The 11,035-nt window shown below is 72.4% G+C and carries 12 protein-coding genes; 7 read left to right on the top strand and 5 right to left on the bottom strand.

What is annotated here, in order from left to right; genetic code table 11:
• Positions 1–165: 165 nt before the first annotated feature.
• The 4 genes from ACNAYW_RS03785 to ACNAYW_RS03770 are packed head-to-tail and all read left to right on the top strand — an operon-like array spanning position 166 to position 3,582.
• Positions 166–879 carry a GNAT family N-acetyltransferase gene (locus ACNAYW_RS03785; RefSeq protein ID WP_415848416.1) on the top strand — a complete coding sequence of 238 codons (714 nt, stop codon included), beginning with the start codon at positions 166–168 and terminating at the stop codon, positions 877–879.
• Positions 876–1,790, top strand: a complete 915-nt coding sequence (locus tag ACNAYW_RS03780) for an amino acid ABC transporter permease (RefSeq protein WP_415848415.1) — start codon at positions 876–878, stop codon at positions 1,788–1,790. The genes ACNAYW_RS03785 and ACNAYW_RS03780 overlap by 4 nt, the downstream gene beginning before the upstream one ends.
• On the top strand, positions 1,787–2,578 hold the full coding sequence (locus ACNAYW_RS03775; RefSeq protein WP_415848414.1) for an amino acid ABC transporter ATP-binding protein: 792 nt from the start codon (positions 1,787–1,789) through the stop codon (positions 2,576–2,578). The genes ACNAYW_RS03780 and ACNAYW_RS03775 overlap by 4 nt, the downstream gene beginning before the upstream one ends.
• Positions 2,575–3,582, top strand: coding sequence for an ABC transporter substrate-binding protein (locus ACNAYW_RS03770; protein ID WP_415848413.1), 1,008 nt, complete (start codon positions 2,575–2,577; stop codon positions 3,580–3,582). The genes ACNAYW_RS03775 and ACNAYW_RS03770 overlap by 4 nt, the downstream gene beginning before the upstream one ends.
• Positions 3,583–3,624: 42 nt before the next feature.
• On the opposite strand, the gene ACNAYW_RS03765 is transcribed toward ACNAYW_RS03770, so the two are convergent.
• Positions 3,625–4,359, bottom strand: coding sequence for a GntR family transcriptional regulator (locus ACNAYW_RS03765; RefSeq protein ID WP_415848412.1), 735 nt, complete (start codon positions 4,357–4,359; stop codon positions 3,625–3,627).
• A gap of 98 nt (positions 4,360–4,457) precedes the next feature.
• On the opposite strand from ACNAYW_RS03765, the gene ACNAYW_RS03760 reads away from it, so the two are divergent.
• Both ACNAYW_RS03760 and ACNAYW_RS03755 read left to right on the top strand, forming a co-directional pair.
• Positions 4,458–5,885, top strand: a complete 1,428-nt coding sequence (locus ACNAYW_RS03760) for a sugar porter family MFS transporter (protein ID WP_415848411.1) — start codon at positions 4,458–4,460, stop codon at positions 5,883–5,885.
• A complete protein-coding gene (locus tag ACNAYW_RS03755; RefSeq protein ID WP_415848410.1) occupies positions 5,882–6,781 on the top strand; it encodes an N-acetylglucosamine kinase in 900 nt (299 codons plus the stop codon). The genes ACNAYW_RS03760 and ACNAYW_RS03755 overlap by 4 nt, the downstream gene beginning before the upstream one ends.
• On the opposite strand, the gene trpC is transcribed toward ACNAYW_RS03755, so the two are convergent.
• From trpC to ACNAYW_RS03740, 3 genes are read right to left on the bottom strand one after another with little or no spacing between them, the layout of a single operon-like run.
• Positions 6,778–7,596, bottom strand: a complete 819-nt coding sequence (trpC, locus tag ACNAYW_RS03750; RefSeq protein WP_415848409.1) for an indole-3-glycerol phosphate synthase TrpC — start codon at positions 7,594–7,596, stop codon at positions 6,778–6,780. The two genes, ACNAYW_RS03755 and trpC, sit on opposite strands and share 4 nt — an antisense overlap.
• A 40-nt stretch (positions 7,597–7,636) precedes the next feature.
• Positions 7,637–8,338, bottom strand: coding sequence for a TIGR02234 family membrane protein (locus ACNAYW_RS03745; RefSeq protein WP_415848408.1), 702 nt, complete (start codon positions 8,336–8,338; stop codon positions 7,637–7,639).
• Positions 8,335–9,891 carry an anthranilate synthase component I gene (locus ACNAYW_RS03740; RefSeq protein ID WP_415848407.1) on the bottom strand — a complete coding sequence of 519 codons (1,557 nt, stop codon included), beginning with the start codon at positions 9,889–9,891 and terminating at the stop codon, positions 8,335–8,337. The genes ACNAYW_RS03745 and ACNAYW_RS03740 overlap by 4 nt, the downstream gene beginning before the upstream one ends.
• 37 nt (positions 9,892–9,928) lie before the next feature.
• Here ACNAYW_RS03740 and ACNAYW_RS03735 point away from each other — a divergent pair, with 37 nt between their 5' ends.
• Positions 9,929–10,387, top strand: a complete 459-nt coding sequence (locus ACNAYW_RS03735; protein WP_415848406.1) for a peroxiredoxin — start codon at positions 9,929–9,931, stop codon at positions 10,385–10,387.
• Between the two features lie 40 nt (positions 10,388–10,427).
• Here the strand turns inward: ACNAYW_RS03735 and ACNAYW_RS03730 are convergent, their stop codons facing one another.
• Positions 10,428–10,988, bottom strand: coding sequence for a hypothetical protein (locus ACNAYW_RS03730; RefSeq protein WP_415848405.1), 561 nt, complete (start codon positions 10,986–10,988; stop codon positions 10,428–10,430).
• Positions 10,989–11,035 lie beyond the last annotated feature (47 nt).

Below are 11,035 nucleotides of genomic sequence, written 5' to 3'. Positions count from 1 at the left end.
GCACCCCAATGACCGGTCCCGTCGGGCTCGAAGGCCGATCGTTCGGACAATCCGGTGCTGGCTTCTGGGAGGCTCACAGCAACGATTATCCCCACTCCGTCAAAGTGGAATCACGCCGACGCCAAACATTCCGCGAATCCCATTCCGCGACGAATGTTTCCGGGCATGACCACCACGCTCGGCCACGTCCTCGACGATCCCGTCCGGGCCTCGCTGTACGGGGCGCACGCCCGCTTCCGGATCGGCGACGGGCCCGTCGTCCGGTACCGGCCCGACGTGGCGCGGTTCGTCGGGCACCCGCCGCGGCCGACCGCCGAGGACTTCGCCGCGCTGGCCGGCCTCGCGGTCCCCGGCACGCCGCTCTCCCTCCGCGGCGTGCGCGGGCCGCTCCCCGCGGGCTGGCGCGTCGTCGACGAGGTCCGGCTCGTGCAGTACGACGGTGCCGGTCTCGCCACCGCGCCGGATCCGGAGGCCGAGACGCTCGGCCCGGCGAACACGGACGAGATCCTGCACCTGGTCGCGCGCACCCGCCCCGGACCGTTCGAGCGGCGCACCGTCGAACTGGGCCTCTACCTGGGGCTGCGCGACGATGCGGGGCGCCTCATCGCGCTCGCCGGCGAGCGCCTGCGGCCGCCCGGATGGACCGAGATCAGCGCCGTGTGCACCGCCCCGGAGCACCGCGGCCGGGGCCTCGCGGCGCGCCTCGTCCGCGCCGTCGGACACCACATCCGTGCCCGCGGCGACGTCCCCTTCCTGCACACCTCCGCGGACAACACGGGCGCCCGCGGGGTCTACGAGCACCTCGGCTTCCGCCTACGCGCCGCGCTCCCCCTGCTGCTCGTTCAGCCGCCACCCACCGACCCGACCGGAGCCTCATGACCCTCGCCCTCACCCGGCCGCAGCCGGCGACCTCCGACCCCGAGCTCGCGGTGCTCGCCGAACTGCCGGTCCGCCACCGCGTCCAGTGGGGGCGGTGGCTCGCCGTCGCGATCGCGGTCGTCCTGTTCGCGCAGCTCGCGACGTCCGCGGTGACCAACCCCCGCTACGACTGGCCCACCTTCGGCGCCTACCTGTTCAGCCCCACGGTCCTCGAGGCGCTCTGGTTCACGGTGCAGCTCACCGCGATCGGCGCCGTCCTCGGCTTCCTGCTCGGCGGGGTGCTCGCCCTCGCCCGCCTCTCCGGCAACCGGGTGCTCGCCGCGTTCAGCTTCGGCTTCGTCTGGCTGTTCCGATCCGTGCCGCTCATCGTGCAGATCCTGTTCTGGGGCTACCTCGGCGCGCTCTACCCGACGATCGGCCTGGGCATCCCGTTCGGCCCGACCTTCGCGGACGCGCCCACCAAGGACCTCCTGTCCCCCTACACCGCTGCGGTCGTCGGCATCGTGCTGCACCAGGCGGCGTACGGCTCGGAGATCGTGCGGGCCGGCATCCTCGGCGTCTCGCCGGGCCAGCACGACGCCGCACGGGCCCTGGGCATCCCGCCCGCCGCGCACCTGCTGCGGATCACCCTGCCGCAGGCCCTGCGCACCATCGTGCCGCCCGCGGCGAACGAGGTGATCGGCCTGCTCAAGGGCACGACGGCGGTCTTCATCCTGGCGCTGCCGGACCTGTTCTACCAGGTCCAGGTGATCTACGGCCGCAACGGCCGGATCATCCCGCTGCTGCTCGTGGCGGTCGCCTGGTACGCGGTGCTCACCACGGTCCTGTCGATCGGCCAGCACTACCTCGAGAAGCGCCTCGCGCGCGGCTACGGGGCCTCCGCATCCGCGAAGAAGGAGAAGTCCGCATGACGAGCACCGCGCCGCGCCCCCGCCTGGAGGCGGTGGGCCTGACGAAACGCTTCGGCCACGACGAGGTGCTCCGCGGCGTCGACCTCACAGTGGCACCGGGCGAGGTGGTCTCGATCATCGGGCCCTCGGGATCCGGGAAGTCGACCCTCCTGCGCCTGATCAACCACCTGGAGGAGCCCAGCTCCGGAGTGGTCCGGGTCGACGGTGACCTCATCGGGGTCCGGCGCTGCGGCGATCACCTCGTCGCGCTGCGCGAGCGGGAGCTGCGCCGCCAGCGGGCCCGCATCGGGTTCGTCTTCCAGCAGTTCAACCTGTTCCCGCACCTGACCGCGGCGGAGAACGTCGCCCGGCCGCAGCGTCTGACACTCGGACGGAACCGCTCCGAGGCGGAGGACCGCGCGCGCGAGCTGCTGGAGCGGGTCGGGCTCGGCGCGCACGCCGGCCACTACCCCGGGCAACTCTCCGGCGGCCAACAGCAGCGCGTCGCGATCGCCCGGACCCTCGCGCTCGATCCGGACCTGATCCTGTTCGACGAGCCGACGTCCGCGCTCGATCCCGAGCTGGTGGGCGAGGTGAACGCCGTGATCGCCGAGCTGGCGGCCGAGGGCCGGACCCTCGTCGTGGTCACCCACGAGCTCGCCTTCGCCCGCCGGATCTCGGACCGCATCGTCTTCCTCGACCGGGGCCGCGTCGTCGCCGTCGGTTCGCCCGCCGCCGTGCTCGACCGCCCCGCCACCGACCGCACCCGCACCTTCCTCGCCCACTGGACCGCCAAGGAGACCGCATGACCATCCGCACCACCGCCCGCCACCGCCTGCCCGCCCTCGCCGCGGCCGTGGCCCTCGCGGGCGCCGTCCTGGCGGGCTGCGGCGGCCAGACCACGGAGTCGACCACCGCGAGCGTCACCGGCACGGCCGGACAACAGCTCAACCTGACCAGCAAACAGGACCGCATCGCGCCCGCCAAGAACGAGGCCGCGGCGGCGCTGCTCCCCCCGGCGATCCGCGACCGCGGCACGCTGCGCGTCGCCCACGGCTCGGGGGCCGGCAACGCGCCGTTCTACTTCCCCGCCACGGACGACGAGCGCGTCTTCATCGGCGACGAGTCGGACATCGCCCACCTCATCGCGGGCGCCCTCGGGCTGAAGCTCGAGGAGTCCAACACCTCGTGGGAGGGCCTGTTCCTGGGCATCGACAGCGGCCAGTTCGACCTGGGCGTCTCGAACATCACCGTCACCGAGGCGCGCAAACAGAAGTACGACTTCGCCACCTACCGCAAGGACGACCTCGCCGTCGAAGTGCAGGAGTCCTCGACGTTCACCTTCACGGGCGGGGACTCGTTCTCCGGGAGGACGGTGGCCGTCGGGTCCGGCACCAACCAGGAGCGCATCCTGCAGCGCTACGACGCCGACCTGCGCGCCGCCGGTAAGCCCGGCATCACCATCAAGAACTACCAGGACAACACCGGCGTCTACGCTGCGCTCGCGTCCGGGCAGATCGACGCCTACTTCGGCCCGAACCCGGTCTCGGCCTTCCACGTCGCGCAGACCAAGGGCACCCCGAACGCGACCAAGATCGTCGGCCGGGTGTCCGGCGCCGGTTCGACGCTGCAGGGCCTGATCGGGGCGACGACGAGGAAGGACAGCGGCATCATCCGCGCCGTGCAGGCCGCCCTGGAGTCGACGATCCGCAGCGGCGACTACGCGAAGGTCCTGCAGCGCTGGGGGCTGGAGGCCGAGGCGGTGCCCGCCTCGGAGATCAACCCGCCGGGTCTGCCGATCACCGACAAGTGACGCTCGGCGTCCCCATCGTTCCGCCGGCGCGGCCGCGACGTCCTACGTCGCGGCCGTGTTCGTCGCGCGGGCGACGAACTTGAACCGGTCACCGCGGTAGATGCTGCGCGTCCACTCGAGCGCGAGGCCGTCCGCGTCGCGGCCCAGCCGGTGCACCATGAGCAGCGGGTGGCCCGCGGTGACCCCGAGCAGCTCCGCCTCGGACGGCGAGGCGAGCGCCGTCTCGACGGTGTCCTCCACGCCGGTGATCGACCGCGCGTACTGCTCCCGGAGCACCTGGTAGAGCGACGCCTGCTCCTCGAGGCGGGCGGCGAGGCCGCGGAGCGGGCCGCGCAGGTGCGCCTCCTCGATGGCGAGAGGCTCGTCGTCGACGATGCGCAGCCGCGTGACGCGGTAGACCCGTGCCCCGCGCGGGAGCTCGAGCGCGGCCTGGGTCTCCGCGTCCGCGGTGACGTGGTCGCACGAGAGCAGGCGCGAGCTCACCTGCTTGCCGTCCACGCCGAAGTCCTCGCTCAGCGACGTCAGCTGCCGGACCCGCACCACCTTGGGCGGCGCGACGTAGGTGCCGCTGCCGTGCTCGCGGCGGAGCACCCCCTCGGCGGACAACTCCGCCAACGCCTTCCGCAGCGTCGTTCGCGAGACCCCGAGCTGCTCCGCGAGGCGGCGCTCGGCGGGCAGCGTGTCCCCGTGCCCGAGGTCGCCGATGCGGCGCTGCAGCTCGAGTTTGGCGCGGAAGTACCGCGGCGGCTCGGTGTGCGACGTACGAGGGAGCGTCATGTGGTCCACATTACCTCTTGACGCCGAAAGTGGTCTATGCCACTCTTGGTCTACTTCAATTGGTATAGACCACTTGGAGTCGACTTCAAGGAGATGACATGAGCAGTACGCAGGCTGGGAGATCGAGCGCGGTCCTCGTCGGTGTCGCCGCAGCGAGCCTCGGCGTGATCTACGGCTACGACACGTCGAACATCGCCGCGGCGAAGGACTTCATCCGGGCGGACTTCGGGCTCGGCGACGGGATGACCCAGGCCCTCGCCACCGTCGTCGTCGTGGGCGAGATCCTCGGTGCGATCGTCGGCGGCTGGTTCGCCAACAAGATCGGCCGCCGTAAGGCGATGATCTCGGTGGGCGCCGGCTACACCCTGTTCGCGCTGTTCGGCGCTCTCGCGCCCACGGTCCCGCTGTTGTTGGTCGCGCGGTTCCTACTCGGCCTCACCGTCGGCGTCTCGGTCGTGGTGGTCCCCGTCTTCGTCGCGGAGTCCGCCCCGGCGAAACGCCGCGGCGCCATGCTCGTCGCGTACCAGTTCGCCACGATCGTCGGCATCATCCTCGGCTACATCCTGGGCTACCTGCTCGCCGGGATGGGCACGAGCTCGTGGAAGTGGATGCTCGGCATGGCCGCGGTGCCGGCGATCATCGTGACCCTGCTCCTGGTCCGGCTGCCCGACACCGCCCGCTGGTACATGACCCGCGGCCGCGAGCACGAGGCCCGCGCCGCCCTCATCTCCGTCGAACCCGATTCGACCGCGGCCGACATCGAGGCCGAGCTCGACGAGATGCGCGCGCAGCTCTCCGACGAGTCAGGTGGCAAGCTGAGCCAGCTCTTCCGCCAGCCCTACCTGCGCGCCACCTTCTTCGTCGTCGTCCTCGGCTTCTTCATCCAGATCACCGGCATCAACGCGATCATCTACTACAGCCCGGACATCTTCGCGTCGATGGGCTACGAGGGGAACTTCGGCAAGTACATGCTGCCGGCCTTCGTGCAGCTCTTCGGCCTGCTCGCCGTCGTCATCTCGATCTTCACCGTCGACAAGTTCGGCCGCCGCCCCATCCTGCTCGGCGGCATCGGCACCATGATCCTGGCCTTCGCCGTGATGATCCTCGCCTACCAGATGGCCGACGGCGACTTCAAGAACCACGAGACCGCGGGCGTCGTCGGCTTCGCCGGACTGGTCCTCGTCGTGATCGGCTTCTCCTTCGGCTTCGGCTCCCTGGTCTGGGTCTACGCCGGTGAGGCCTTCCCCGCCCGGCTCCGCGCGTACGGCTCCTCGGCGATGCTCACCTCGGACCTCGTCGCGAACGCCATCGTCGCCCAGATCACGCTCACGATGCTCAACAGCCGGCTGCTGGGCGGGACGGGCACCTTCGCGGTCTTCGGGGCCCTCTCGGTGGTCGCCTTCCTCTTCGTGCTCAAGTTCGCGCCCGAGACCAAGGGCCGCAAGCTCGAGGACATCCAGTACTACTGGCAGAACCACGGCACCTGGCCCACCGACGCCCACAAGACGGAGGCCGCGTCCCAGTGAGCACCGCGGTGATCGGCCTCGACATCGGAGGCTCCAAGACGCAGGCGGTCCGCGCCGAGAACGGCGTCGTCGTGGCCGAGGCCCTCGCAGGCAGCGCGAACATCTCCTCCGTCGGCCGGGTCGAGGCCGGTCGCCAGCTCGACATCGCACTCGGCCGGCTGGGTGTGCACGACGTGGGCGCGGTGTGCGCGGGTGCCGCCGGGGTGGAGACCCCGGCGGGGGCCGCGACGCTCACCGCGCTCCTGGCCGAGCGCATCCCGGGTGCACGGATCCGGGTGGTGCACGACAGCCAGCTGATCCTCGCCGCCGCCGGCGTGCGCGACGGGGTGGCGGTCATCTCCGGCACCGGCGCCGTCGCCTGGGGCCGGGCCGGCGACAGGCACGCGCGGGCGGGCGGCTGGGGCTACCTGCTCGGCGACGAGGGCAGCGGGTACTGGGTGGCGAAGGAGGCGGTGCGCCGCACCCTCATCCGCCTGGACCGCGAGGAACCCGCCGATCACCTCGGGCAGCAGCTCGCGGCGGACTGCGGCCTCCAGGACCCGGACGAGTTGCTCGATCACTTCTACGCGCAGCAGGAGCGGCGCTACTGGGCGGGCCGGGCCCGCGTGGTCTTCGAGCTCGCCCAGTCGGGCGATCCGGTGAGCACCGACATCATCGATCAGGCCGCGATCGCGCTGACGGACATCGCCGCCTCCGTCGCGGAGCGGATCGGCTCCACGGGGCCCGTCGTGCTCGCGGGCGGCCTCGCGGTGCATCAGCCCGCGCTGCAGCGGCGAGTGCGGCACCACTTGGGAATGCGCGGCATCTCCGACCTGCGCGTACTCACGGTGGACCCCGTGCGCGGCGCGATCCAGATCGCCCTGCGCGAGCTGGAGCGCCGGGGCGCCAGGGACTAGCGCGCCGGGCGCGGGCAGCTGGGGTGCGAGCCGGCGGTCACGAGGTCGGCGACGGCCGTCCGCGGATCGCCGGCCGTGACCAGGCCCTCGCCGACGAGCACCCCGTCGGCGCCCTGGCCGGCGTAGGTCAGCAGGTCGCGGCTGTCGCGCACGCCCGACTCGGCGATCTTGATCACCGAGGAGGGCAGCCCGGGCGCGATCCGCGCGAACGAGTCGCGGTCCACCTCGAGGGTCTTGAGGTTGCGCGCGTTCACGCCGATGACGGTCGCACCGGCCTCGAGTGCGCGGTCCGCCTCGTCCTCGGTGTGCACCTCGACGAGGGCGGTCATGCCGAGCGACTCGATCCGGTCGAGCAGGGAGACCAGCACCGGCTGTTCGAGCGCCGCGACGATGAGCAGCACGATGTCGGCACCGTGCGCGCGCGCCTCGTGGATCTGGTACGGCGTGACGATGAAGTCCTTGCGCAGCACCGGGATCCGCACCCGCTCACGCACCGCGTCCAGGTCCGCCAGCGAGCCCTTGAAGCGGCGCTCCTCGGTGAGCACGCTGATCGCCCGCGCTCCCCCGGCCTCGTACTCGGCGGCGAGCTCGGCGGGATCGGCGATGCCGGCCAGGTCGCCCTTGGACGGGCTGGCGCGCTTGACCTCGGCGATGACCGCGATGCCGGGCTCGCGGAGCGCGGCGGTGGCGTCGATCGCGGGCGGGGCGGCCTTGGCGGCGGCCTTGATCGCGGCCAGGTCGATGAGGGCCTCACGGGCCGCGAGGTCCGCGCGCACACCCTCGATGATCGAGTCGAGAGCAGTGGGTGAAGTCACGGCTGCGGGCCTTTCGTGGGTCGTGGAGCGTGCTCCAACATTAGCCCTCGGCCCGCGGGCGCTCGGGTCCGGCCCCCTCGCCCGCGCCGGGACGGTCGCCGCCCGCCGCGGTGGGGTCGTCGCCGCCGTCGAGGGCGTCCCACAGGTCGCGCTCGGAGGCGGGCTCCGCGCCGGCGTCGTCGAAGACGCGCTGCTCGAGTTCCGCGCGCCGCGCCGCGGGCGAGACGTACTTCGAGCCCATGCCGCCACTGCGCAATCCGCGCATCAGCAGGGCCGCCGCGAGCACGGCGAGGAGGGCGCCGAGGAGGGCGACGGACGGTCCGGCCGCAGTCGGGTCGACCTGCGAGATGTAGTCCTTGTTGCCCATGACGGCGGTGCCCGCGTCGCCGTTCGCCGGGGCGTCGCGGAGGATCTTCTCGAGGTAGCCGATGTCCGGTTCCTGCGTCAGCACCGTGACCGCGGGATAGGCGGCGCCGATCGCGGCGACGGCGACGATCACGGCGACCACGCCGCGGGCCCAGTTCTTCAGGGCGAGGGCCGCCGCGATCGCGGCGAGGAAGACCAGCCAGAGCGCCGAGAGCGCGGGCGCCCAGGTGCTGCCGGCGACGTCCATCGTCCGCTCGGGCGAGAGGCCGTCGGCGATGGTCACGCCCATCCACGACATGCGGCCGGAGCCCCACACGGCGCCCGCGGCGCCGGCGAGCAGCACGGCGGCCACGGCGAGGTTGCGCTTGGCGTTCATCGGGCCTCCTCCGACACGGCGCGCATGGTGTTCGCGGCGGCCACGGCCTTGAGCGCCGCGAGGGCCTTGTTGCGCGACTCGTTGTACTCGTACTCGCCCACCGAGTCGGCGACGACGCCGCCGCCCGCCTGGACGTACGCGGTGCCGTCCTTGAGCACCGCGGTGCGGATCGCGATCGCGGTGTCGGCGTCGCCCGCGAAATCGAGGTAGCCCACGATGCCGCCGTAGAGCCCGCGGCGCGTGATCTCGGCCTCGTCGATGAGCTCCATGGCCCGCACCTTCGGCGCCCCGGTGAGGGTGCCCGCGGGGAAGCACGCGGCGACGGCGTCGACCGCCTGCCGGCCTTCCGCGAGGTCGCCGGAGACGGTCGAGACGAGGTGCATGACGTGGCTGTACCGCTCGATGCGCCGGTAGTCGGTCACCCGGACGGTGCCCGGCGTGCACACCCGGCCGAGGTCGTTGCGGCCCAGGTCGACGAGCATCAGGTGCTCGCTGTTCTCCTTCTCGTCCGCCTGCAGGTCCTTCTCCAGCAGCAGGTCCTCCTCGGCGGTGGCGCCCCGCCACCGGGTGCCGGCGATCGGGTGCGTCGTGGCGGTGCCGTCGGAGACGGTGACGAGCGCCTCGGGGCTGGAGCCGACGATCGAGAAGGCGACGGAACCGTCGGGCGCGGGGACCTGGACGAGGTACATGTACGGGCTGGGGTTCGAGGCCCGCAGCACGCGGTAGACGTCGATGGGGTCGGCGTCGGACGGCACGGAGAAGCGCTGCGAGGGCACCACCTGGAAGGCCTCGCCGGCCTCGATGTCGCCGACCAGCTTCTCGACGATCGCGCTGTACTCCTCGACGGTCCGCTGCGCCGTGACCTCCGGCTCCGGTCGGGTGAAGGAGGCCACGGACGACGCGAGCGGCGCGGCCAGCGCGGCCTCCATCGCGTCGAGCCGGGTGACGGCGTCGGCGTACGCCTCGTCCACCCGGTCGGCGGAGCCGTCCCAGTTCACCGCGTTGGCGATGAGGGTGATCGTGCCCTCGTGGTGATCGATCGCCGCGAGGTCCGTGGCGAGCAGCCACACCATCTCGGGCAGGTGCAGGTCGTCGACGGTGGTGTCGGGCAGTCGCTCCAGGCGCCGCACCGCGTCGTAGGCGAGGTACCCGACCATGCCGCCGTTGAGCGGGGGCAGACCCTCGATCCGCTCCGAGCTGAGCAGCCGGAGCACCTCGCCGAGGGCCTCGATCGGATCGCCCCCCGACGGTGCGCCGGCGGGCGGCTTCCCGATCCAGGCGGCGGCCCCGTCGACGACGGTGAGCGCCGCGGGCGCGGGCGCGCCGACGAAGGACCACCGGCTCCACGACTGCCCCGCGGCGGCGGACTCGAGGAGGAAGGTCCCGGGGCGTCCGCCGGCGAGCTTGCGGTACGCCGAGAGCGGGGTCTCGGCGTCGGCGAGCACCGTGCGGATCACGGGCACCACGCGGTGCCGGTCCGCGAGCGCGCGGAACTCGTCCAGGCTGGTGGTCGCGCCGTCGGGCTGCAGGTTCGACTGCTGTGCGGTACTCATCGTCTGTCAGTATCCCAGCGCCGGTAGGTTCGTGGCCATGCGCATAGGCCAGCAGGCCCCCGAGTTCGCACTCCCCGACCGCACCGGCACGATCCGGACCCTCTCCGAGCTCCGCGGCGACGGCCGCGCCGCGGTCTTCTTCTACCTCACCGCCGGTCTACCGGTGTGCGTCGCCGAGGTCGGGCGGTTCCGCGACGCGGGCGAGGAGTTCGACCGCCGGGGGACGGCCCGGATCGGCATCAGCATGGACCCGCTGGTGCGGACGCAGGCCTTCGCCGACGTCATGGAGCCCGGCTTCCCGCTGCTCACGGACGCGGACGGTGCCGTCGCGGCCGAGTACGACGTCAAGCGCGGCAAGTTCGCGGTGGCGCCGGTGCGGCGGCAGACCTTCCTCATCGACGCGGACGGGACGGTGCTCCACATCGTCGTCGGCGAGTTGCGGGCGGTGGCGCACGTCGAGGAGACGCTCGCCTTCCTCCGCACGCTCAGCGCCTGACGCCGGCCCCGCGGGCCACCGGGCCCGCAGGTCGGCCGGGTCAGCGGGTGGCGACCAGCCCGGACTCGGCCGCCGCGGCCTGCGCCTGGCGGTCGGTCGCCTCGACCGGCACCTGCGAGACGAAATAGGTCTCCGGCTTCGTGTCGACCACGGTGATCCGCAACCGCTCCGCGCGGGTGGGAGCGTTCTGGAGCACCACGTTCGCGGTCGCCCGCGCGGCGGGGATACCGGAGACCCGCGTATCGGTGACCTGCAGGCCCTCGAGGCGGGCGTTGTGGCCGTTGTAGCCGCCGTCCTTGACGATCTCCGCGGCGAAGGCCTTGGCGAGCACCTTCACGTCCAGGCCGGAGCGGCCGAAATCGCCGATGCTGATCTGGGACGCCCACGTCGTGCCCGCGGGGCCGAACGGAGCGCGCGCGAGTCCCACGCCGCCCGCCTCGGCGGGATCGATGGTCCAGCCGGGCAGGGCGGACGTCGGGAACGACAGCGACGCCGCGCTGAGTCGGGCGGGCGCCGCCGACACGGGCGCAGCGACGCCGGCGGCGACGGCCACCGCCGCGGTGGTGACGGCGATACGACGGAGAAGGGTCACGGTAGTCATGAACAATATGAATACCGGATTCACCAACGAAGATCCAGATGACGCTC

It is taken from the genome of Tsukamurella ocularis (genome assembly GCF_965138335.1).
In the GTDB taxonomy this organism is placed as follows: Bacteria; Actinomycetota; Actinomycetes; order Mycobacteriales; family Mycobacteriaceae; genus Tsukamurella; species Tsukamurella ocularis_A.
The sequence above is the reverse complement of the archived record's forward strand: the minus strand, read 5'-3'. Positions and strand labels throughout refer to the sequence as shown.

Excerpts from the sequence above, each read along its gene's own strand:
- ACNAYW_RS03765 (WP_415848412.1), bottom strand. The coding sequence starts at position 4,359 with ATGACGCTCCCTCGTACGTCGCACACCGAGCCGCCGCGGTACTTCCGC.
- ACNAYW_RS03745 (WP_415848408.1), bottom strand. The coding sequence starts at position 8,338 with ATGAACGCCAAGCGCAACCTCGCCGTGGCCGCCGTGCTGCTCGCCGGC.
- ACNAYW_RS03785 (WP_415848416.1), top strand. The coding sequence starts at position 166 with ATGACCACCACGCTCGGCCACGTCCTCGACGATCCCGTCCGGGCCTCG.
- ACNAYW_RS03730 (WP_415848405.1), bottom strand. The coding sequence starts at position 10,988 with ATGACTACCGTGACCCTTCTCCGTCGTATCGCCGTCACCACCGCGGCG.
- ACNAYW_RS03735 (WP_415848406.1), top strand. The coding sequence starts at position 9,929 with ATGCGCATAGGCCAGCAGGCCCCCGAGTTCGCACTCCCCGACCGCACC.
- ACNAYW_RS03780 (WP_415848415.1), top strand. The coding sequence starts at position 876 with ATGACCCTCGCCCTCACCCGGCCGCAGCCGGCGACCTCCGACCCCGAG.
- ACNAYW_RS03740 (WP_415848407.1), bottom strand. The coding sequence starts at position 9,891 with ATGAGTACCGCACAGCAGTCGAACCTGCAGCCCGACGGCGCGACCACC.
- ACNAYW_RS03775 (WP_415848414.1), top strand. The coding sequence starts at position 1,787 with ATGACGAGCACCGCGCCGCGCCCCCGCCTGGAGGCGGTGGGCCTGACG.
- ACNAYW_RS03760 (WP_415848411.1), top strand. The coding sequence starts at position 4,458 with ATGAGCAGTACGCAGGCTGGGAGATCGAGCGCGGTCCTCGTCGGTGTC.
- ACNAYW_RS03770 (WP_415848413.1), top strand. The coding sequence starts at position 2,575 with ATGACCATCCGCACCACCGCCCGCCACCGCCTGCCCGCCCTCGCCGCG.